Origin of the sequence: Cytobacillus oceanisediminis 2691 (genome assembly GCF_000294775.2) — a bacterium.
Lineage (GTDB): Bacteria > Bacillota > Bacilli > Bacillales > Cytobacillaceae > Cytobacillus > Cytobacillus pseudoceanisediminis.
Genome location: NZ_CP015506.1, coordinates 3,595,885 through 3,616,035, shown reverse-complemented (window position 1 = coordinate 3,616,035; position 20,151 = coordinate 3,595,885). Strand labels below are relative to the sequence as shown.

The 20,151-nt window shown below is 42.3% G+C and carries 25 protein-coding genes and 2 other annotated features (1 of these 27 only partly in view); of the genes, 18 read left to right on the top strand and 7 right to left on the bottom strand.

Annotated elements, in window-relative coordinates; translation table 11 throughout:
* Positions 1 to 103: a binding site (T-box leader), on the top strand (it extends 149 nt beyond the left edge of the window).
* 196 nt (positions 104 to 299) lie between these two features.
* Positions 300 to 542: a binding site (T-box leader), on the top strand.
* A gap of 166 nt (positions 543 to 708) precedes the next feature.
* From trpE to A361_RS18130, 12 genes are all read left to right on the top strand, one after another.
* Positions 709 to 2,103 carry an anthranilate synthase component I gene (gene trpE, locus A361_RS18185; RefSeq protein WP_019381160.1) on the top strand — a complete coding sequence of 465 codons (1,395 nt, stop codon included), beginning with the start codon at positions 709 to 711 and terminating at the stop codon, positions 2,101 to 2,103.
* Positions 2,100 to 2,711: an anthranilate synthase component II gene (locus tag A361_RS18180; RefSeq protein ID WP_019381161.1), complete on the top strand. Its 612-nt coding sequence runs from the start codon at positions 2,100 to 2,102 to the stop codon at positions 2,709 to 2,711. Before trpE ends, A361_RS18180 begins: the two co-directional genes overlap by 4 nt.
* Complete coding sequence (gene trpD, locus A361_RS18175) at positions 2,683 to 3,708, top strand: anthranilate phosphoribosyltransferase (RefSeq protein ID WP_019381162.1); 1,026 nt, start codon at positions 2,683 to 2,685, stop codon at positions 3,706 to 3,708. Before A361_RS18180 ends, trpD begins: the two co-directional genes overlap by 29 nt.
* Position 3,709: 1 nt before the next feature.
* Positions 3,710 to 4,504: an indole-3-glycerol phosphate synthase TrpC gene (trpC, locus tag A361_RS18170; RefSeq protein ID WP_009333468.1), complete on the top strand. Its 795-nt coding sequence runs from the start codon at positions 3,710 to 3,712 to the stop codon at positions 4,502 to 4,504.
* Positions 4,501 to 5,121 (top strand): phosphoribosylanthranilate isomerase, encoded by a 621-nt coding sequence (locus A361_RS18165; RefSeq protein WP_019381163.1) that lies wholly within the window; start codon positions 4,501 to 4,503, stop codon positions 5,119 to 5,121. The genes trpC and A361_RS18165 overlap by 4 nt, the downstream gene beginning before the upstream one ends.
* On the top strand, positions 5,118 to 6,323 hold the full coding sequence (trpB, locus tag A361_RS18160) for a tryptophan synthase subunit beta (RefSeq protein ID WP_009333470.1): 1,206 nt from the start codon (positions 5,118 to 5,120) through the stop codon (positions 6,321 to 6,323). Before A361_RS18165 ends, trpB begins: the two co-directional genes overlap by 4 nt.
* Positions 6,320 to 7,105, top strand: a complete 786-nt coding sequence (gene trpA / locus A361_RS18155) for a tryptophan synthase subunit alpha (RefSeq protein WP_019381164.1) — start codon at positions 6,320 to 6,322, stop codon at positions 7,103 to 7,105. Before trpB ends, trpA begins: the two co-directional genes overlap by 4 nt.
* Positions 7,106 to 7,261: 156 nt before the next feature.
* Positions 7,262 to 8,050 carry an ABC transporter ATP-binding protein gene (locus A361_RS18150; protein ID WP_019381165.1) on the top strand — a complete coding sequence of 263 codons (789 nt, stop codon included), beginning with the start codon at positions 7,262 to 7,264 and terminating at the stop codon, positions 8,048 to 8,050.
* Positions 8,034 to 8,789 carry an ABC transporter permease gene (locus A361_RS18145; RefSeq protein ID WP_009333473.1) on the top strand — a complete coding sequence of 252 codons (756 nt, stop codon included), beginning with the start codon at positions 8,034 to 8,036 and terminating at the stop codon, positions 8,787 to 8,789. The genes A361_RS18150 and A361_RS18145 overlap by 17 nt, the downstream gene beginning before the upstream one ends.
* Before the next feature lie 16 nt (positions 8,790 to 8,805).
* Complete coding sequence (locus A361_RS18140) at positions 8,806 to 9,798, top strand: aliphatic sulfonate ABC transporter substrate-binding protein (RefSeq protein ID WP_019381166.1); 993 nt, start codon at positions 8,806 to 8,808, stop codon at positions 9,796 to 9,798.
* An 821-nt stretch (positions 9,799 to 10,619) separates the two neighbouring features.
* Positions 10,620 to 11,198, top strand: a complete 579-nt coding sequence (locus A361_RS18135) for a LemA family protein (RefSeq protein WP_019381167.1) — start codon at positions 10,620 to 10,622, stop codon at positions 11,196 to 11,198.
* The gene (locus A361_RS18130; protein ID WP_019381168.1) at positions 11,195 to 11,929 is read left to right on the top strand and encodes a TPM domain-containing protein; all 735 of its coding nucleotides are present in this window, start codon (positions 11,195 to 11,197) and stop codon (positions 11,927 to 11,929) included. Before A361_RS18135 ends, A361_RS18130 begins: the two co-directional genes overlap by 4 nt.
* A gap of 47 nt (positions 11,930 to 11,976) precedes the next feature.
* On the opposite strand, the gene A361_RS18125 is transcribed toward A361_RS18130, so the two are convergent.
* Entirely contained in the window at positions 11,977 to 12,573 is a 597-nt protein-coding gene (locus tag A361_RS18125) for a class I SAM-dependent methyltransferase (RefSeq protein WP_009333477.1), read from the bottom strand.
* A gap of 129 nt (positions 12,574 to 12,702) precedes the next feature.
* Between A361_RS18125 and cdaS the strand changes: the two genes are divergently transcribed.
* Positions 12,703 to 13,302: a sporulation-specific diadenylate cyclase CdaS gene (gene cdaS / locus A361_RS18120; RefSeq protein ID WP_019381169.1), complete on the top strand. Its 600-nt coding sequence runs from the start codon at positions 12,703 to 12,705 to the stop codon at positions 13,300 to 13,302.
* A 28-nt stretch (positions 13,303 to 13,330) separates the two neighbouring features.
* On the opposite strand, the gene A361_RS30550 is transcribed toward cdaS, so the two are convergent.
* Positions 13,331 to 13,489 carry a hypothetical protein gene (locus tag A361_RS30550; protein WP_009333479.1) on the bottom strand — a complete coding sequence of 53 codons (159 nt, stop codon included), beginning with the start codon at positions 13,487 to 13,489 and terminating at the stop codon, positions 13,331 to 13,333.
* A 101-nt stretch (positions 13,490 to 13,590) separates the two neighbouring features.
* Between A361_RS30550 and A361_RS18115 the strand changes: the two genes are divergently transcribed.
* The gene (locus A361_RS18115) at positions 13,591 to 14,262 is read left to right on the top strand and encodes an SOS response-associated peptidase (RefSeq protein WP_019381170.1); all 672 of its coding nucleotides are present in this window, start codon (positions 13,591 to 13,593) and stop codon (positions 14,260 to 14,262) included.
* Positions 14,263 to 14,451: 189 nt separating this feature from the next.
* On the opposite strand, the gene A361_RS18110 is transcribed toward A361_RS18115, so the two are convergent.
* Positions 14,452 to 14,913 (bottom strand): DinB family protein, encoded by a 462-nt coding sequence (locus A361_RS18110; RefSeq protein WP_009333481.1) that lies wholly within the window; start codon positions 14,911 to 14,913, stop codon positions 14,452 to 14,454.
* 188 nt (positions 14,914 to 15,101) lie between these two features.
* On the opposite strand from A361_RS18110, the gene A361_RS18105 reads away from it, so the two are divergent.
* Positions 15,102 to 17,225 carry a peptidoglycan D,D-transpeptidase FtsI family protein gene (locus A361_RS18105; RefSeq protein WP_019381171.1) on the top strand — a complete coding sequence of 708 codons (2,124 nt, stop codon included), beginning with the start codon at positions 15,102 to 15,104 and terminating at the stop codon, positions 17,223 to 17,225.
* Positions 17,226 to 17,271: 46 nt separating this feature from the next.
* On the opposite strand, the gene A361_RS18100 is transcribed toward A361_RS18105, so the two are convergent.
* A complete protein-coding gene (locus tag A361_RS18100; RefSeq protein WP_009333483.1) occupies positions 17,272 to 17,451 on the bottom strand; it encodes a hypothetical protein in 180 nt (59 codons plus the stop codon).
* A 226-nt stretch (positions 17,452 to 17,677) separates the two neighbouring features.
* Here A361_RS18100 and A361_RS18095 point away from each other — a divergent pair, with 226 nt between their 5' ends.
* Together A361_RS18095 and A361_RS31515 are read left to right on the top strand one after the other, a co-directional pair.
* Entirely contained in the window at positions 17,678 to 17,959 is a 282-nt protein-coding gene (locus A361_RS18095) for a hypothetical protein (protein ID WP_019381172.1), read from the top strand.
* Positions 17,960 to 18,026: 67 nt separating this feature from the next.
* Positions 18,027 to 18,266: a hypothetical protein gene (locus tag A361_RS31515; protein WP_019381173.1), complete on the top strand. Its 240-nt coding sequence runs from the start codon at positions 18,027 to 18,029 to the stop codon at positions 18,264 to 18,266.
* Between the two features lie 285 nt (positions 18,267 to 18,551).
* On the opposite strand, the gene A361_RS18080 is transcribed toward A361_RS31515, so the two are convergent.
* Positions 18,552 to 19,064, bottom strand: a complete 513-nt coding sequence (locus A361_RS18080) for a DUF3231 family protein (protein WP_009333489.1) — start codon at positions 19,062 to 19,064, stop codon at positions 18,552 to 18,554.
* Between the two features lie 159 nt (positions 19,065 to 19,223).
* Between A361_RS18080 and A361_RS18075 the strand changes: the two genes are divergently transcribed.
* Positions 19,224 to 19,538 carry a hypothetical protein gene (locus tag A361_RS18075; RefSeq protein ID WP_019381175.1) on the top strand — a complete coding sequence of 105 codons (315 nt, stop codon included), beginning with the start codon at positions 19,224 to 19,226 and terminating at the stop codon, positions 19,536 to 19,538.
* Positions 19,539 to 19,558: 20 nt separating this feature from the next.
* Here the strand turns inward: A361_RS18075 and A361_RS18070 are convergent, their stop codons facing one another.
* Complete coding sequence (locus tag A361_RS18070) at positions 19,559 to 19,789, bottom strand: hypothetical protein (RefSeq protein ID WP_009333492.1); 231 nt, start codon at positions 19,787 to 19,789, stop codon at positions 19,559 to 19,561.
* Between the two features lie 35 nt (positions 19,790 to 19,824).
* Positions 19,825 to 20,133: a hypothetical protein gene (locus A361_RS18065; RefSeq protein WP_019381176.1), complete on the bottom strand. Its 309-nt coding sequence runs from the start codon at positions 20,131 to 20,133 to the stop codon at positions 19,825 to 19,827.
* Positions 20,134 to 20,151 lie beyond the last annotated feature (18 nt).

Here is a 20,151-nt window from a genome sequence, read left to right as displayed (position 1 = left end):
GTTACAAGGGACAGATATTCAAACGGTTTTTCGTTTTGATATCTGTTAAGTGAGCTGATGTATCAGCTAATGAAGGTGGCACCACGGGTCTCTCGTCCTTTTTAGACGGGAGGCCCTTTTTTATTTAGTTCAGAAAAAATATAGAATTTTTGAACTTAAATAACTGTCTAGCGCAAGCAGCCCACCCCCTCGAGTTCACAAGCCAATCCCCTAAAAAGGCAAAGAACGCCTTTCCGGGAGGCTCGTCTTGTGCTTGTCGGGGGTGGCAAGGCGCTTCCGCTTTTCTTTAACTTTATTACTTTAAATCGCTGAGCAAGAGGAGTAGATTGATGGAGTCCGTTCAAGAGAGCCGGGGTAAGGTGAGAGCCCGGTACGGTAAGTCATTCGAATGGACTTGCGAGAGGCTTCCTGAAAGATAGTAGGGAAGCACGGATTTCCACCGTTAAAAGGATAGGGTATCGATATGTTTCCGTACCCGAAAAAGGGAGCAGCATGCTGCTCTAAAAAGAGGTGGCACCACGTTCACAAGACACGTCCTCTATACCCGCAGATTCTGTCTGTGTGTATAGGGGACTTTTTTATTTATAGTTAAGTAAAAATTCTGAAGTCAGATACCTGTCTGGCTCCATCGCCTGCTCCCTCAAAGTGTCAGGGGTGATCAGGGCGCTTGCGCTTATCTGAATCCGAAAGAACTGGAGGAGAAATATATTGAAAACGATTTTGGAAGGTCCTTATATCATCGAAGAGCTTGAGGGGGACACATTAACACCTATTTTGATCTACCAGAGAATGAGCGGGAGAAAAAAATTTCTGCTTGAAAGCTCGCTAAAGCATGAAAAGTCGGGAAGGTATTCCTTTATTGGGGCGGACCCGGTGATGGAACTAAAAGGGGAAGCATCTCGGACGGCTGTTACTACGGAGGGGAAAATAGAAGTTTTTAATGAAAAGCCGCTTGATGTATTAAGAAGGCTGATGCCCGAGGAAAAGGCTCACCCCATTGAACAGTTCCCATTTTGTGGAGGAGCTGTTGGATATGCAGGCTATGATGTCATCAGGCAATACGAAGATATCGGGGTGATCCCTCATGATGAGCTGAATGTACCAGATGTTCACCTTATGTTTTTTGAGGAAGTGGCCGTTTTTGATCATCTGGAGCAAAAGGTATTTCTGGTAGCCATGTCTTTATTGGCAGCAACCGATGAATCTCAGCTACGTGAAAGATTGCAGAAAAGAAAGGCCGAAATCCAAAAGGGGGCTGCGGCATCCCAATCGGAAGAAGCATCGCTGTCGGCTTTCAAAGCTTCCATATCTAAAGAAGACTTCGTTGAAAAAGTAAAAAGGGCCAAGGCCTATATTGAAGAGGGAGACATTTTTCAGGTAGTGCTTTCTCAGCGGTTAAAAGCAGAATTGACTGGAGATCCTTTCGCATTTTACCGGAAGTTAAGAGTGCAAAATCCCTCCCCATACATGTACTATCTTGATTTTGAAGAATATGCGGTTGCAGGGGCATCGCCTGAAAGTCTTATAAAAGCAACTGGAAACAAAGTAATTACTAACCCTATTGCAGGAACAAGGCCAAGAGGCAAGACAGAAGAGGAAGACTTACAGCTTGAAAGGGACCTGATAGAAGATGAAAAGGAGCTTGCCGAACACAGGATGCTGCTCGATCTAGGCAGAAATGATCTCGGCCGTGTATGCGAATTTGGATCGGTAACTATAGAAAAAAACATGGTCATTGAGAGATATAAGCATGTCATGCACCTTGTATCCGAAGTGGGCGGCAAGCTGAAAAGTCCTCACAAAGCGATTGATGCCTTAATAGCGTGTCTCCCTGCCGGAACGGTTTCAGGTGCACCCAAAATTAGAGCAATGGAAATCATCAATGAACTGGAAGCAGTGAAAAGAGGAATTTACTCAGGGGCAGTCGGCTATTTTTCCGGAAACGGCAATATGGATTTCGCCCTGGCAATCAGAACCATGGTAATAAAAGATGGATTCGCTTATATACAAGCTGGGGCAGGCATCGTGCATGATTCGATTCCAGAAAAAGAGTACGACGAAACACTTCATAAATTAAAAGCATTTTTGGAGGACAAAAAATGATTCTGCTGATTGATAATTATGATTCATTTACATTTAACCTTTATCAGTATCTGGGTGAACTGGGACAAGAAATTAAAGTTGTAAGGAATGATCAAATAACAATCGAAGATATTGAAAAATTAAATCCTGAAGCCATTGTTCTATCACCTGGACCGGGACGGCCTGAACAAGCTGGAGTTATTGTTGATGTTATTCAGCAATTTTACAGGAAGCTCCCTATCCTGGGCATTTGCCTTGGCCATCAGGCAATCGGCTATGCCTTTGGGGCAAAGATTGAAAAAGCCAAGAGAATTATGCATGGCAAGGTGTCTAACCTGAAGCATAACGGATCACAGCTTTTTCAATACATGCCGCAGCCGATCCATATCATGCGTTATCATTCCTTAATAATTAAGTCGGGAACATTGCCTGGCAGTTTTAAGGTTTTGGCAAGATCAATGGATGATAATGAAATAATGGCAATCAAGCATGAAGATTATCCTTTATACGGTTTGCAATTCCATCCGGAGTCTGTAGGAACAGGCCTTGGAAAAAAGATTTTGGAAAACTTTTTACAAACTATCGGGAGGGAGAAAAACGATGAAAACTATACTGCAGAGGTTATCTGATCGCGAGTCATTAACAGAGGCAGAAATGAAGGAAGCGATGGACAATTTATTTGCCAATGATGTGACGGACAGTGAGATTGCGGCATTTATGGTGAGCCTTAAAACAAAAGGGGAAACAGTTGAAGAAATTGCAGGCATCGTAAAAGCAATGCGGGATAAATCCCTTACATTTAGCAAGAAAATTCCTAATGTTTTGGATAATTGCGGTACAGGAGGAGATGGCTCAAGCAGCTTTAATATCAGTTCTACTTCGGCCTTTGTGATTGCAGGAGCAGGAATTTCTGTTGCCAAGCATGGCAATAGAAGTGTATCCAGCAAAACAGGCAGTGCCGATGTACTGGAACATTTGGGAATAAACTTGGATTACTCGCCTGAGCGCACGGAGGAAATTCTGGAGGAAATTGGGATAGCCTTTCTATTCGCACCTCATGTCCATCCGAATATTAAAAGAATCATGAAAGTACGCAGGGACCTGAGAATACCTACAACTTTCAATTTAATAGGACCTTTAACCAATCCGGTTGAACTTGATCATCAGCTTCTCGGGATCTACCGGAGAGATTATATTGAAATGTTTGCAGAGGTGTTAAAAGCTTTGGGAAGAAAACGGGCAGTTGTTTTAAATGGTGCAGGGTTTATGGATGAAGCATCCTTACAGGGGGAAAATCACCTGGCCATTCTTAATAACGGCAAGGTAACGAAAAAGGTTCTTCATCCAGAGGAAGTTGGCCTATCGGTTAGCAGCAATGATGCGATCAGAGGCGGAGATTCCAGGGAAAATGCTGAAATACTCCTAAGTGTCCTAAAGGGGGAGAAGGGAGCAAGAAGAGACACGGTCCTTCTTAACGCCGGGATTGGCATCTTTACAGGAGGCAAGGCAGAAACAATTCATGGCGGGATAAATTTAGCCAAAGAAAGCATAGATTCAGGTGCTGCATTAGAAAAACTGCATAGGTTAATTGAAGCAAGTAAAAGCGTCCATAAAGAGGTGATATAAGATGGGAACAATTCTAGATCAAATACTGGCTGAAAAAAGAAAAGAAGTCATCGTACTGCAGAAGGAAAAGGAATATTTTCAAATAGGAGAAACCATGTATAAACGCTCCTTTATTAACAAGCTTGCATCAGGCAGTGAACTGGCTGTGATTGCGGAATTCAAAAGAGCCTCACCTTCAAAAGGTGATATAAATACCGGACAAAATCCGAAAGATCAGGCATTATTTTATAAAAAGTATGGTGCCGATGCCATTTCCGTTTTAACAGACAATAGGTTTTTTAAAGGCAGCTTCGCTGATCTGTCAGCTGTCAGAGAGACAGTCGACCTGCCTATCCTTTGCAAAGACTTCATTATAGACGAGGTGCAAGTATTAAAAGCAAAAGCATCAGGGGCAAACCTAATTTTACTCATTGCTGCTGCAATGGAAGCTGAACGGCTTCAAGAGCTTTTCGATTTTGCTGAAAGTGAAGGCCTTGAGGTATTAATGGAGGTTCATAATGAAGAAGAACTGGAAATAGCTCTAAGAACCGGTGCACAGCTGATCGGAGTCAACAACCGAAATTTAAAAACTTTCGAAGTAGACCTTGGTGTAACAGAAAAACTTGCCCCGCTAATAAAGAATGCGGGGAAATTCCTGATCAGTGAAAGCGGGATTAAGTCGGAAGACGATGTGCGGCGTGTAATTGCAGCAGGAGCAAACGCCATTCTTGTCGGAGAAGCATTCATGAAAGCAGATAATCTGGAAGGGCTTTTGAAGGCCATGAAGATTCCTTTGCAGGGGGCTGTCAGACAATGAAGGTGAAGATTTGCGGAATCAGGGATATCAGCACGGCACTTTTTGCTATTGAAAACGGGGCTGATGCCCTGGGATTTGTTTTTGCAGAAAGCAAAAGAAAAATTAATCCTGAGGCAGCAGGGGAGATAATCAGAGAGCTTCCCGGAGAAGTTTTAAAAGTCGGAGTGTTTGTAAATGAAACGAAAGCGACCATTGAAGAAATAGCAAATGTTTCAGGGATCAATGTCATTCAGCTGCACGGAGATGAAACGCCGGAATTTTGCAGCTCATTTTCTCTTCCGGTTATAAAAGCTTTGAGTGTAGGTTCACCAGATGATTTATCTCAATTAGATGAATTTTCATGCGAATACATTCTTCTTGATAGTCCGAAAGGAAAATATCGGGGGGGCAACGGGGTATCTTTTGATTGGTCGATTTTAAATAAACCATTGCAGGACAAAAAAATGATCCTTGCTGGGGGGCTCAATCCTGAAAATGTGGGGGAAGGAATTAAAGCAGCCAATCCTTATATGGTTGATGTAAGCAGCGGGGTTGAGACTGAAGGGAAGAAAGATCCGGAGAAAATAAAAAGATTCATAGAAAACGCTAAATGTGTGGAGAGGGAGGAAGTAAAATGAACACAGCTTATACATTGCCTGATGAACGAGGTCATTTCGGGGATTTTGGAGGAAGGTATGTGCCGGAGACACTTATGCAGGCCATTCTTGAATTGGAAGAGGAGTATAAGAAAGCTCAAGCCGATGAAAGTTTTCAGAAAGAACTGAAGGCTTTGCTGAAAGACTATGTCGGACGGGAAACTCCTCTTTATTTTGCTGAGAACCTCACAAATTATGCCGGCGGTGCGAAGGTCTATCTTAAAAGAGAAGATTTGAATCATACAGGTGCCCATAAAATAAACAACTCACTGGGCCAGGCTCTATTGGCGCTGCGAATGGGAAAAAGAAAAATAGTAGCTGAAACGGGTGCAGGGCAGCATGGAGTCGCAACAGCAACTGCATGTGCGCTTTTAAATCTTGAATGCATTATTTTTATGGGTGAAGAGGACATCAGGAGACAGCAGCTGAACGTATTCAGAATGGAACTGCTTGGAGCGAAGGTTGTAGGGGTACAATCGGGAAGTGCCACCTTAAAAGATGCAGTCAACGAAGCACTCCGCTACTGGGTGACAAATGTCGAGGATACACATTACATCCTTGGTTCTGTGATGGGACCACATCCTTTTCCTATGATTGTACGGGATTTTCAGAGTGTTATCGGAAATGAGACGAAGAAGCAATACCTTGAAAAAGAAGGTAAACTCCCTGATGCAGTTGTGGCTTGCATTGGAGGCGGAAGCAATTCAATGGGCATGTTTTATCCTTTCATTAAAGATGATACGGTCCGCATGGTTGGGGTTGAAGCAGCTGGTTTGGGTACAGATACAGATAAGCACGCTGCTTCTTTAACAAAAGGAACTCCTGGAGTTCTTCATGGAGCATTAATGTATTTGCTGCAGGACGAACACGGTCAAATTCAGGAGGCTCATTCCATCTCAGCTGGCCTTGATTATCCAGGAGTTGGGCCGGAACACAGCTATCTGAAAGACAGCGGAAGAGCCGAGTATGAATCCATTACAGACGATGAGGCGCTTGATGCATTAAAGCTTTTATGCAAACTGGAAGGCATTATCCCTGCGCTGGAAAGCTCCCATGCCGTAGCCTATGCATTAAAGCTTGCCCCGCAAATGAAAAAAGACGAAGGCCTTGTCATCTGTTTATCTGGCAGAGGCGATAAAGATGTAGAAACTGTAAGAGCAAGATTAGGAGGGAAAGGACAATGAACCGGGTTGAAAAAGTTTTTCAGAGCCTTAAGCAAAACAAAGAAAAAGCATTTGTGCCATATATAATGGCTGGGGACGGAGGCTTAGAGACACTGGCCGAGAAAATCACATTCCTTGAAAAAGCGGGAGCAACTGCCATTGAAATTGGGATTCCGTTTTCGGATCCGGTTGCAGATGGCCCAGTCATCCAGCAGGCTGGCATTCGAGCATTAGAAGCCGGAACAACCCTTAGAGGGGTCTTAGCTAAAATTGCGGAAATCCGGCCTATTGTTCACATCCCGCTGATCTTTATGACATACATGAATCCGATCATGGCCTATGGCATTGGCAACTTTATTTCTGATGCCTCCAGGTCAGGGGTAGACGGCTTAATAATCCCTGATCTTCCTGCAGAGGAAGAGGAGATCATTGCACCAATTGCAGAAAGATCTGGAATCGAAATTATCCGCCTTGTGACCTTAACCAGTCCATTGGAGCGCATAGAGGCGATTGCAGCTAAAGGGAAAGGCTTCCTATACGCTGTAACGGTTAATGGCATCACTGGGGCAAGAAAAGAATTTAAAGATGAGCTTGGAAAGCATTTGGAGAAGGTTAGAGATGTAAGTCCGATACCAGTATTGGCCGGCTTCGGAATTTCTGAACCAGAGCATGTAAAAGAAATGAATCAGCATTGTGACGGGGTAATCGTTGGAAGCAAGATCATAGAACTTTTTCAAAGCGGTGAGTTAGCAAAGATTGAAGAGCTGATCGCTTCATCTAAAATAGAAGAAATTAAATTGTGAAACAATAGCTTTCTCCTTGATGGAGGAGGCTTTTTATTTGATTAAGCCTAATTTTAAAAATATTTATTGTAATGGTTGACATGCAAGGTGAATACTTTATAATTACAAGTAATCCGAGTAAATTAATGAGATTTATAGGAATAGGTGATTTTTAAAATGTTCATTGAGATAAACGATGTGAATAAACAATATAGCGATAAAGAAAATCGTCCTGTTGACGTCTTGAAAGATATTAATTTATCCATTGAGAAAGGCCAGTTTGTTTCAATTTTAGGCCCTTCAGGATGCGGAAAGTCAACACTTCTTTCAATCGTCGCAGGGCTGACTAAAACAACTTCAGGCCACATTCAAATCGATGGCAAAGCCATAACAAAGCCCGGAAAAGACAGGGGAATGGTGTTCCAGCAGGCAGCCTTATTCCCTTGGCTGACAGTCATGGAAAATGTCACGTTTCCGCTGAAAAAAGAAATGAAGAAGAAAGATGCAGAGGAAACAGCACTTAAGTATCTGCAAATGGTTCAGCTGGGAAAATATATATCCCATTATCCTCATGAACTTTCTGGAGGAATGCAGCAGAGGGTGGCGATCGCGAGAGCACTTGCGATGAACCCGGAAACACTCTTAATGGATGAACCATTCGGAGCTCTTGATGAACAGACCCGTTCGCGTCTGCACGGACAGCTGGAAAACATTTGGACTGAGACGAAGAAAACCATTCTTTTTGTTACTCATAGCATCTCAGAATCTATTAAACTGTCAGATCGAATCATTGTTATGGGAACAAAGCCGGGAATCATTTTACAGGATATAACGGTTGATATACCCAGACCCCGTGAAGAACACAAAAAAGAAATGCTCGAGATTGAAGACCACATTATGAAATACCTGAAGAAGGAAATTGATAAAGTTATAAGTGAGGAACTCCAATATGCAAACAGCCATTAAAAGGATTATATTTTTTGCAGCCATCATTGCATTTTGGGAGATTGGGTCACGGCTTGAACTTTGGCATCCTCTGATTTTCCCTTCCCTTTCCAGTGTATTCAGTGCTCTTGTTGAAGGGTTTCAGGATAAAACTCTCATTTATGATTTAATCGCCAGTTTTAAGAGGCTCGCAGTCGGTCTGGCTATCAGCCTTGTCATTGGCACATTGATTGGCATTCTCCTTGGAAAATCCAAAACAGCTGATGAAACACTGGGTGCAGTCATCCTTGCCTTGCAAAGTGTTCCCAGCATCGTATGGCTGCCGATCGCGATTATGTGGTTTGGATTAAATGAAAAGGCTGTTATTTTTGTAACCATACTTGGCGGTACATTTGTAATGGCTCTGAACATGCGAACAGGCATAAAAAATGTTTCTCCATTATATATCAAGGCAGCTCAGACTATGGGAGCGAATGGAATTGACTTATTCACAAGAGTCATCTTTCCGGCATCCATTCCATACGTTGTCACTGGTTCACGACTTGCCTGGGCATTTGCCTGGCGTGCATTGATGGCGGGTGAGCTTTTAAGCACAGGACCAGGATTGGGCTACACACTTCGATATGCTTCAGACTTTGGAAGAATGGACATCGTAATCGGTGTCATGATTATTATTGGAGCTATCGGAATGATTGTTGACCAGTTTATATTCCAGCGCATTGAAAAATCAGTCATAAAAAAATGGGGACTTGAGTCTTAATTTTGGAGGGGTATAAATGAAAAAGGCTATTTTATGGGTTGCTATATTATTTACTTTCACCGGGCTGCTTGCCGGATGCGGATCATCTGAGAAGAGCAGCGGAGGAGAAGACAAGATTGTCATCGGCTATTTCCCGAATATCAATCATGTGCCAGCAATGGTTGCGAAAGATCAAGGCTATTTTGAGAAACAGCTTGGCGATGGTACTAAGGTAGAATATAAGACGTTTGCTGAAGGCGGTTCATTCATGACTGCCTTGAAAACAGGCGATATTGATGCAGGACTAGTAGGACCCGGACCAGCAATGAACAACTTCTCAACCGGAGCTGATGTTAAAATTATCGCCGGTGCCTCAACTGGCGGAACAGTTGTCCTTGCCAGAGAAGGAGTAAAAATTAACTCACTTGAAGACTTCCAGGGAAAAACGTTTATTACACCTGGCGTGGGCTGTACACATGATGTCCAGTATGAGACATATCTTGAAGAAGCCGGCATCACTTCAGCTCGCATTGGCGGTACCATGAAGCATTTGACAGGCAACCCTGCACAATATGCAAGTATGCTGAAAACAGGTAAAGTCGATATTGCAGTTGCTCCCGAACCATGGGCAGCAGTCATTGAACAGGAAACAAACGCTGAAGTCGTAATTGGCTGGGATGAAGTATCTTTCGGTGAAACACTTCCGGCATCAGTATTGGTTGCTACTGGTGATGCTGTGAAGAACAGCCCGGAAAAAGTACAGAAAATCGTTGATGCACATAAAGATGCAGTTAAATTTATCGAAGAAAATCCTGAAGAAGCAAAAGCAATTACTATCAAAGACATTAAAGAAGTGACTGGCCAGGAACTGGAAAAAGAAGTCGTAAACCGCGCCTGGGAAAGAATCGGGTTCACTTACGATGTAGATGCAGACACTATCCAGGAATTTGCAGATTCATCCTACACTTTAAAATTCCTGAAAGATAAACCTGAATTCAGTGAACTGATTGCGAACAATTTTATTAAATAATCATACTTGAACCGGGGCCCGAATGGGTTCCGGGTTTTTGTTGTATTATAAGGATTGTTTGGCGCAACTGTGATAAGGAGGCAGCGCGAAAAAGAGACACGGAGGCTCGAATAACCTGCTGGATGACGCGATTATGGGAAGTTAGACGCATTAACGTTGTGATAGCGCAAAAAATTAAAAGATCAGTGCAATAACCTGTCCTGAAGACGCAATATAAGTCAGACATGAAGCAATAATGAAAGATATTTACGCGATTACTCTTGATATTGTAAAAAGTCATATGCACGAAACCTACAAGAATTCGCGCTTTAAAGTAATGTATCCGCCCGAACCTGAAGCCTGCCGCGTATAAAACGTGCCCCCCGCGCAGAAAGAGCCTGGCCGCGCGTAAATCATCCAAATCCGCGCACAAAAGTATTAATCCCGCACAAAACAGAAGGAAGCCCGCGCAAAAAAACGTGCCCCCGCGCAGAAAAGGAGCCCACCCGCGCGTAAATCATCCAAATCCGCGCACAAAAGTAATAATCGCGCGCAAAACAGAAGCCAGCCCGCGCAAAAAAACGTGCCCCCGCGCAGAAGGAGCCCGGTCGCGCGTAAATCATGCAAATCCGCGCACAAAAGTAATAATCCCGCGCAAAACAAAAGGAAACCCGCGCAAAAAAACGTGCCCCCCGCGCAGAAGGAGCCCGGCCGCGCGTAAATCATCCAAATCCGCGCGAGCTTAACAACATCAGCAAACCAGTCTCCAGGTTTAACTTTCACCCCAAAAAGGAAAAATACCATGCAAGTGACAAAACAACTTAGAAACAGGAGTGACGCAAATGAAAAAAGGTATGGGAGTTTTAATTGCCGTTATTGCGGCAGTAGTCATAGCAGGCATGATGCTGATGTCCAGTTATAACAGGTTTGTAAGTGCTGAGGAAAATGTGGATCAGGCTTATTCTCAAATTGAGAACCAGCTGCAGAGAAGGCTGGATTTGATTCCCAATCTGGTAAATACAGTAAAGGGATATGCTGCTCACGAGAAGGAGACAATTCAGGCTATATCAGATGCTCGTGCGAGATTGGCGGGAGCGGGGTCCCCTGAAGAGGAAGCAGCTGCAAACGCCGAGCTGTCAAGCGCTTTGAGCCGTCTGCTTGTAGTGGTGGAGAACTATCCAAATTTAAAAGCGGATAAGCAGTTTACCCAATTAATGGACGAGCTTGCGGGCACAGAAAATCGGATTTCGGTTGCCCGAAAGGATTATAACGACCAGGTTGCCGTATATAACAAACAAGTAAAAAGGTTCCCGGGTGCAATTGTTGCAGGGATAACCGGCTTTGATGAAAAAGAGTATTTTAGGGCGGATCCGCTGGCGAACGAAGCACCTGATGTTGACTTTGGAGGCAATGGGGAATGATCATCCGCTGGGTCTCTTTGGCCCTTCTTTTCGCAAATTTAATAATGGGGGCAATCCCAGTCCATGCAGATGAATCCATACCGCAGCCTGCTGGAGATATTTATGTCCAGGATTTTGCGGAGGTTCTGAATGACCAGGAAAAAACTGAATTGAATAACCTGGGGAGGCAATTGGAAGATAAGACATCTGCACAGGTTGCAGTGTTAACTGTTGGAACTACTGGAGACAGACCGATTGAAGAATATGCTAATGAAGCTTTCCGGTCTTATGGCATAGGCAGTGCCGCAGAGAATAATGGTGTCCTCTTGGTTGTGGCCATGGAGGATCGGAAGGTGCGGATTGAGGTTGGTTATGGGCTTGAAGGCCAAATTCCCGATGGAAAAGCAGGCAGGATTCTGGATGACGTCACCCTTCCATATCTCCAGGATGGCCAGCCTAACAGAGCTGTAATTGAAACCTATAAGGTGCTTGTACAGGAAGCTGCCGGGGAAGAAGTGAATTTAGGCGGCGATTATGCTGATGCCGGAACACAGGATAGAGGCATTGGCATACCGTCCTGGCTGATAATTTTAATTGTTGTTGGATTATTATTTCTGGACATTAAATTTTTTGGAGGGGCCTTTTCTTACGCCATCCTTTCCATTCTCTCAAGAGGTGGAAGTGGCGGTGGAGGTCCCCGGGGAGGGGGAGGCGGTTCTTCCGGCGGAGGAGGAGCCAGCCGAGGCTGGTGATAAATTGAAAAAGAGCGGGAGCTGCAATCTCCCGCTCTTTTTTATTATTATTTAATTGCAGTTACACAAACGGTTAATACGGGGCGGGCTTCTTTATAAGAAATGGAAATAGAATGGAAACCTGCCGCTTCCATATCAGTTTTGATCACCTGTCCGAGATTTTTGGCAATGGTGTCATCTGCTCCTTCTTCTCTTGGCTGGACGGTGATGGCAATTATTCCGTCTTCCTCAAGCATCCCATAGAGATGCTGAAGAGACTCTCTTGGTTTTGTCCATAAAGGATAATTGTTTACTGAAAATATCTTATTATACGTTTTATCAGGGAAGTAATCGTGTATATCTTTTACGAACAATCTGACCTTTCCCTGACGAATATACTCATCATTCCGTTTGGCTGCTGAAGCCTTCATATCTTCGGATACATCAACTCCATCCGTTTCTGCATGACGGAAGTGATCCATTATATGCCTGATGCTGTAGCCAGGGCCAAAGCCTACTTCTAAAATAGAGTCCCTGCGATTAATCTTTAATTGCTGTATTGTCCATTTGTTAATCTTGCGGTTCTCAAAATACATGATTTTTCCAGCAAGCTTCCCAAGTAATCCTGCGGGTTTCTGAAATTGTTTTGCTAATATATCGAACATGTCCCTCACCTCGTTGCTTAATACTTATATTTAGTCCCTTTAAAGCGGTCCTAAACCTATTCCGTAAAATGGATAAATAATTTTTAACTGGAAAAGGTACTAATATGAATTAAGATTGGAGGAAGTCCGGTGATTTATGGCGAAGATCAATACCGAAAAGATTTAAACCGGTATATTGACAATATCGACAGTCAGATTCATTCTATTTCCAAAACGCTAGAGGACTTCAGCTGCTGTATTTTATCTGATTTCGAGAACTTGCAGAGGGCGGTAACGGAGGCTCACACAATTGCTTCGACATATTATCTTCAGTCATATTTATCGCCGTATACCAAGGAATTTTCGAGCTTATCATTGGCCGCCCAGCATTTATCGGAAAAAAGGCATGGCGGGCTTATTGTTGTGGAGAGAAGGCTGCCTATAGGCGATTACCTTCATAATGGGACTCCTATTGGAGCAAAAGTAAGCAGCACTTTGCTCGAAACCATTTTTTATCCTGGAAACCCATTGCATGACGGGGGTATTCTAATAAAAGAAGATACCATTATTTCTGCAGGCAACATCCTGCCTCTTGCCAATAAAACCATTGAGGGGAAAAAATTTGGGACAAGGCATAGAGCGGCAATGGGACTTACGGAAAAATCAGATGCTGTTGCTATTGTAGTTTCAGAGGAAACTGGCCGTATTTCTTTTGCAGTGGAAGGACAGCTGTATACAATCAGGACATGAAAATCCCCCTAAAATGGGGGATTTGTCATTATGACTTCTTATTAATTTGCTTTCCGCTTTTTTTCTGGCTTTGAGATTTATCATTTCCTGCCTGAAACTCGCTTCCCAGTTCAACATCGTTTCGTTTATCCTGTTTTTCAATTTGGGCTCTCGTTTGATTTGCATTTTGTCTGCCTTGTTTTGTCATATTTCATTCCTCCCTGTAAAAATAGCTGACAGTTTTAATATGCGCTATATCCGGGAATAGATGAACATTATATTGCTATTGACTTAAAAGAGGTGATTATATTGTGCGGCCGGTTTACACTAACAGAAACCATCGAAAAACTTCAGCTGCTGTTTGAATTTGAATATGCAGAGGGAGAGGTTTTACCCAGATATAATATCGCGCCAAGCCAGAATATCTTAACCATCATTGGAGATGGTAAACAGCGGATCGGCAGACAGATGAAATGGGGACTGGTCCCCTACTGGGCTAAAGACGAAAAAATTGCTTACAAAATGATAAACGCAAGAGCGGAAGGCATCGACTCGAAACCCAGCTTTAAAGCTCCTTTTAAAAGCAAAAGGTGCTTAATCCTTGCAGATGGCTTTTATGAATGGAAGAAAACCGAAGAAGGTAAACAGCCGTACCGGTTCATTATGAAAGATGATAAGCCGTTTGCCTTTGCAGGCATTTGGGATTCATGGCATAAAGGAGAAAATCCTCTAACGAGCTGTACAATTATTACAACGGGGCCAAATGAAGTAACCGAAGATGTTCATGACCGAATGCCGGTGATATTAAAGGAAAGCGATTTTGAGGACTGGCTTAATCCTCGTTTTAATGACACTGAATACCTGAAGTCATTGCTTGAACCTTATCCGGCTGAAAAAATGGATAAGTATCCGGTATCAAATAAAGTGAATTCACCAAAAAATGAGCTGGCAGAATTAATTTCTCCCCTTAATAGTTTTTAAAACGGACGCGGCGACGCGTCCGTTTTTTCAAAATGATAAGAAATTATAACTTTTAACTTTGAGAACTGTCTAGCTAAAGCGCCTACCTTCTCGAGGAGCCGGGGGTGAGCCCCAAGGGAAAGCTTCCTTGGATGTTCTTCGCAGGAACAAGCGCTTTGGCTTGTTTCGAAGGCGCTTCCGCTTTTCTTATCATCTGCTCACAAACATCGGAAGCTCCGTATGGCCCATTTCACGAACGTAGACAAACAAATTTCCTTTATGATGAATTTCATGATCCATTGCAAGCTGCAGCAGCTGGATGCCGGTAAATTCCATTCCAAATATCCGTGACATATCAATCGTTCTTTCTAACTCATCATTTGTTAATGATGAAATGATCTCAATGGTTTTTTCTGTGTAGTTTTCAGCGGCTTCAGAAAGGTTTGGGGCAATTTCTTCGAATTTCTCGCCAAACACTGCAGGGCTGCCTTCTTTTACTGTTTTGGAAAACATATAAAAAGAAGTAAGCATATGTGTTACAAGCTTGCCGGCCGCCATGCTTGTTTCAGTTGGTTTGTAGTCATAGTTATTTTCATCAATCTTCTTGATTAACTCATTAGTCACCTTTCTGTGAGATAAAAAATAGTTCAGAAATTTTTGTGCTCTTTCCATATTAAAGACCTCCTAAAAAAAATTATCAGATTAACATTTCCACTTAACCTCTTTAAATACCTTTATATTTCAAAATATGTTTTGGACTGGCAGGGATTTTACAAAAACCGTGGAATTATTTAACAGGGGAAGATTTGGAAGAATCTCTATTATACAGACATAATGTTCATAAGGGGGGAGATTCGTACATGGGGAAAAAGAAGAAAAAGAAAAGCCATGTGCCTTTTAGGGTCAATTTATTGTTTTTTGCTGTTTTTGTTTTGTTTTCAGTACTAATCTTAAGACTTGGCGTTGTCCAGATTGTAAATGGTGAGACATACAAAAAAGAAGTGGACAGGACGGAAGATGTCATCGTAGCTAATCCGGTTCCAAGGGGAAGGATGCTTGACAGGAACCATCAGGTTATTGTGGATAATATTCCAAAGAGTGCGATTACGTATACAAATCGGAATGCCAAACAGAAAGAAATGCTTCAGGTGGCAGAGCGGCTGGCCATTCTGATTGATAAAAAGACGGATAAAGTGACGGAACGAGATAAGAAGGATCATTGGATTCTAAAAAATCCTGATGCTGTCCGGGATAAAATAACTGATAAGGAATGGAAGCTGTTTAAAGAGAACAAATTGGATGATAAGCAAATTTATGAGATGCAGCTTAAGAGAATTACAGACGAAGATCTGAAACAGCTGAGCAAGCAGGATCTGGAAGTGCGGGCAATCTTCCGGGAATTTACGAGCGGTTATGCCATGACGCCGCAAATAGTCAAAAATGAGGATGTATCAAGTAAAGAATATGCTGCGGTAAGCGAGAACCTTCAATATCTTCCAGGGGTCAATACAACTACTGACTGGGATCGAACTTATGCTTTTGACAGTACGCTCCAGACAGTCCTGGGGAAGGTTACAGATACAAACGAAGGGCTGCCGCAGGAAAGGCTGGATTATTTTCTGGCCAGGGACTACAGCAGAAATGAACGCGTAGGTAAGAGCTATCTCGAAATGCAATATGAGGATGTTCTGCATGGCCAAAAATCAAAGGAAAAGCTTATTACTAAAAAAGGAGAAATTCTCGGAAGTGAACTGGTTTCTCAGGGCCAAAGAGGCAAGGATCTTGTTCTGACGATTGATATGGATCTGCAGAAGGCTGTGGAAAAAATATTGGAAGAGGAAATTTGGGCTGCAAAAAGGACTCGGGGAACATATTTAATGGATCGTGCGTTTGTCGTCCTAATGAATCCGCATACTGGCGAAGTTCTGACGATGGCAGGGAAAATGATAGACAAAGATGATGATGGCAAAACGGTTCTGCAGGATTATGCGCTGGGTACGATTGCCTCTTCTTATAATGTGGGATCCTCTGTAAAAGGGGCAACCGTTTTAACAGGATATAAAACCGGTGCAATTTCACCCGGGACTGCATTTTTAGATGCACCAATGAAAATTGCAGGTACACCACAGGTGAAAAAATCGTGGTTTAACTTTCAGGCAATCATGAACGAAACAAGGGCTTTGCGTATATCCTCAAACGTATATATGTTCAAAACAGCAATTGAAATTGCGGATGCGCGGTATGCATATGATCAGCCTCTGGGATTTAAAAACCCTAATGCATTTGAAGACATGAGAGAGTCATTCGGCCAATTTGGCCTCGGAGTCAGAACTGGCATCGATTTGCCGAATGAGGCGATAGGCTATGAAGGACCGCTTCGCTTGCCGGGATTTCTATTAGACCTTGCAATCGGACAGTATGATACCTACACTCCGATGCAAATGGCGCAATATATATCAACGATTGCAAATGGCGGCTATCGTATCCAGCCGCGCCTTGTAAAAGAAATCCGTGAGCCCGCCACAGAGCAGGAGGAGCTTGGCCGGATCTGGAAGGATATTCAGCCAACTGTCTTAAATACGATAGATGTAAGTGATAGAGAACTAAACACTGTCAAAGAAGGATTAAGACAGGTGATGCAGCATCCTGAAGGGACTGCATATCGAAGGTTCGCAGATGCGCCATATTCTCCAGCAGGAAAAACAGGTACAGCGGAAGCATTTTATGATGGCCCTCTCAAAAAAAAGGGAGATGCATTAATAGATGTTATGAACTTGAGCCTTGTTGCCTATGCACCCCATAATAATCCAGAAATCGCCATGTCTGTCATTGTTCCATGGGCATACCAGGGAAGAAGCGGACATACAGCCAATTATGAAATTGGCAGAAAAGTATTAGATGCCTATTTTGAGCTGAAAAAGAAGCGGATGTCCGGACAGGAACAGTCGGCAGAAGAAGATTCTGAAACAGAAGAATCTAATTAAATATGAGTTTTAGCGGCCAATACTTGCTGGACAAAAAAGCCTTTCCTTATTGGGAATGGCTTTTTTTATACTTGAATTTATTTTTTAAGTGATGCAGTTTTTGTTTAATTAAAACCGGTTTGCCGCTTTTTCCGAAGACCTTACGATTCACCGCAAATTGAATCGTTTCTTCCAAAATAGCGAGGATAATAATAGGGATGAAGATTACCAGAATCCAGAACCACATGCCTCTGCTCCTTTCGTCTGATCGGCATACAATTTATTTATATTCAGGATTGAAATGATAATGATATTTATGGGAAAATCAGCCATGTATTTTTTGGACCGAACAATGTCCTGGTTATTTTCTTAAATAACCTATTATTTCTGAAATAAACTTCTGCTTTTTTAAAGGTTCTGTGTAGTTTAATGAAAAGGCATTCGGGAAAATAGCTTAAAAAGGAGGTCCTGACATGAAAACAATAAATGTAGAGCTTCAGTATGATGATCAGGAAATGAATAATACTCAGACAAAGGTATTTGATCAATTGAAGAACCAGCTCGAAGGAACAGGATTTAAAGTGGTAACGATTATGGAAAATGATCAATATCTAAAGGAGCACTCAGGTCTACCCAATCAAAAGAAAAACAAAGTGCTGCCATCTCAGCCTGAAGGAGCAGAACCTGATATCAATTCCAGCGGTGCCGGCGGTATGGTCTCCCCTGATTCCAGTGAAAGCAAATACTCTGAGTAAGTTACATGAGCCTTAGTCATATTCCGGACTAAGGTTTTTTTATTTTTAAAAAGGAATTAATACGCGTTTGGATAGAATTTACAAAAATAGAGAATTTGTTTGGAGGAGGGGCATTTATGAGTCAAAAGCTCTTAAGAGTGGGAATAGTCACATACCTGTCAGAAATGTAATGGATTCTTTAAACTGGTACACAGAGAAGCTTGGAGCAGCAAAAAGTTATAGGGATGAAAAGGGAAAAATGGCCATAATCAATATGGCAAGCCAAAGCTTTTTCCTTTTGGAAACACCTCAAAGAGGAAAGTCTTAATTTTAGGGTTCTGACGGAAGATTGCGATTTTGTTTAACCTTTGAACTCAATGGAATAACAGAGCTCGAAAACTTGCATCGGGAACTTTCTGAGAAGGAAGTAAATACAGGAGCTATCGAAAATCGCGGGCATCCTGGCAGGAATTTTGTATTTTCTGACCCGGACGGCATCTTGTTTGATGTATGGAGTGAACTGAGCCCAAGTTTTAAGCAATAACTTTTAGGAAAGAGAGCAGACAATGGACTCTGCTCTCTTTTTACATATGGACATCTCTCCAGCAAATCCTTAGCAATTATCCGATTTGTGAAGATGTAGCGGCGGAGGAATAAGCCAGCCTTTTTCTTTATTCATTCGAAGAACCTTAACACCTAAAGCTGCTTTCTGAGTATGAAATTGGCCAAACATGCCTGCGATATCTTCACGGATACATTGGCCCATGATTGTACTGCAGCCAACCAATCCTGCTGCAAGGTCTCCTGCTAATTTTGCAGCTACTTCAGGATCCATGAATCGGGCACCTGGAGGGATATCATTTACACAAGCATCAGGTCTATCAGGTGGTGCGGGGGGAAGACCGATCCCGTTTTCCTTTAACATCGCCTCAATTTGTTCCTCTTCCTGCTTGCAGAGGCGGATGGCTTCTTCAAGCATTTTCTTCAAGTCCCCATCCCCAGAGTGGCTAAGCATCGTTTGGTAGGCAGAGGTCATTCCCTTTCCTGCCAGCAAGTAAGACCATGTGCTATAAACCTCGCCATAATGCAAAGGCTCGTCCTTTGGATTTCCGCTTAAAATACCCATTGTATACCTCCTGAAAAGATTCATTTTTTGTGCCACCTTCCTTATAATGCACAGCTATATCATGCCCAACAAGCGTCTTAAAATGTCATTGAATATTAAATGGTTAAACTTCCTCAGTATGTGGTAAATATCGTATAAAAGATAGAGGAGATGAAAAGCATGGACCAAACAAAAAAAACATATTATATAGATATTGAAAATGCGCAGATTTACACAGAACCAGTTGAAGCAGCCGAATGGCAGTTTAAAATTTTTGCAACAGATGAAGAATTAGCTCAGTTAAATGATTATATTAATGAGAATTATGATGCAGATCTTAAAACATTTGCCCGTGCACATGTCCCTTTCCTGGAATACCACAAAGAATCAAAAAATGATGAATATGATGCATCCATGGAAGGCATATATAAAATGATTTATGATCTGGGTGATGACAAAGCGCGGAGACATATAGAAGGGATGGGAATATTATAATCTAAAAATGCAGCTGGTCTTTAATCGGACTGGCTGCTTTTGAAAAGATAATACATAAAAAAAGAACCGTCTCTTCTGTTTTCATCAGAATAACGGTTCTTATATTTGCTCCTGTATAATTGTTCTTTTTTGGTTTTTGTTTTTCTTGTGCGCATGTCCGCATGTGCAAATGGGCTTCGATTGCATTCAGGGTTTCTTTTTCCCTCACGTACTGCTTTTTCCCTTAACTTTTTCGCAGCTGATTTAGCCATATGACCAACTCCTTTTCAAGATTGTACCATAATGCCTAAATTGGAGGAATAATATTTGTTAACAGTAAGATAAAGAAAACAAGACCAATAAGTAAAAAGATAACCGAACCGAGAACAGCATAATTCGGTCTGAAGCTGAATTCCTCCCTTTTAGATATGAATCCAGTCATGGCACTTGCGGTGCTGTCCATAAACCTTGTAACCATACCGCCGCTGCTCGAAAACCATACAGTTAAAGCTGTAAAAACCATACCTGAAAAAAACATGATTTCGATGAATCGGATTGAAAAGGCACGTGAAGCGAGCAGGGTAATTAAAGTTTCTGCTGCTAGTGTAATGAACATTATAAATATATTTTTTTT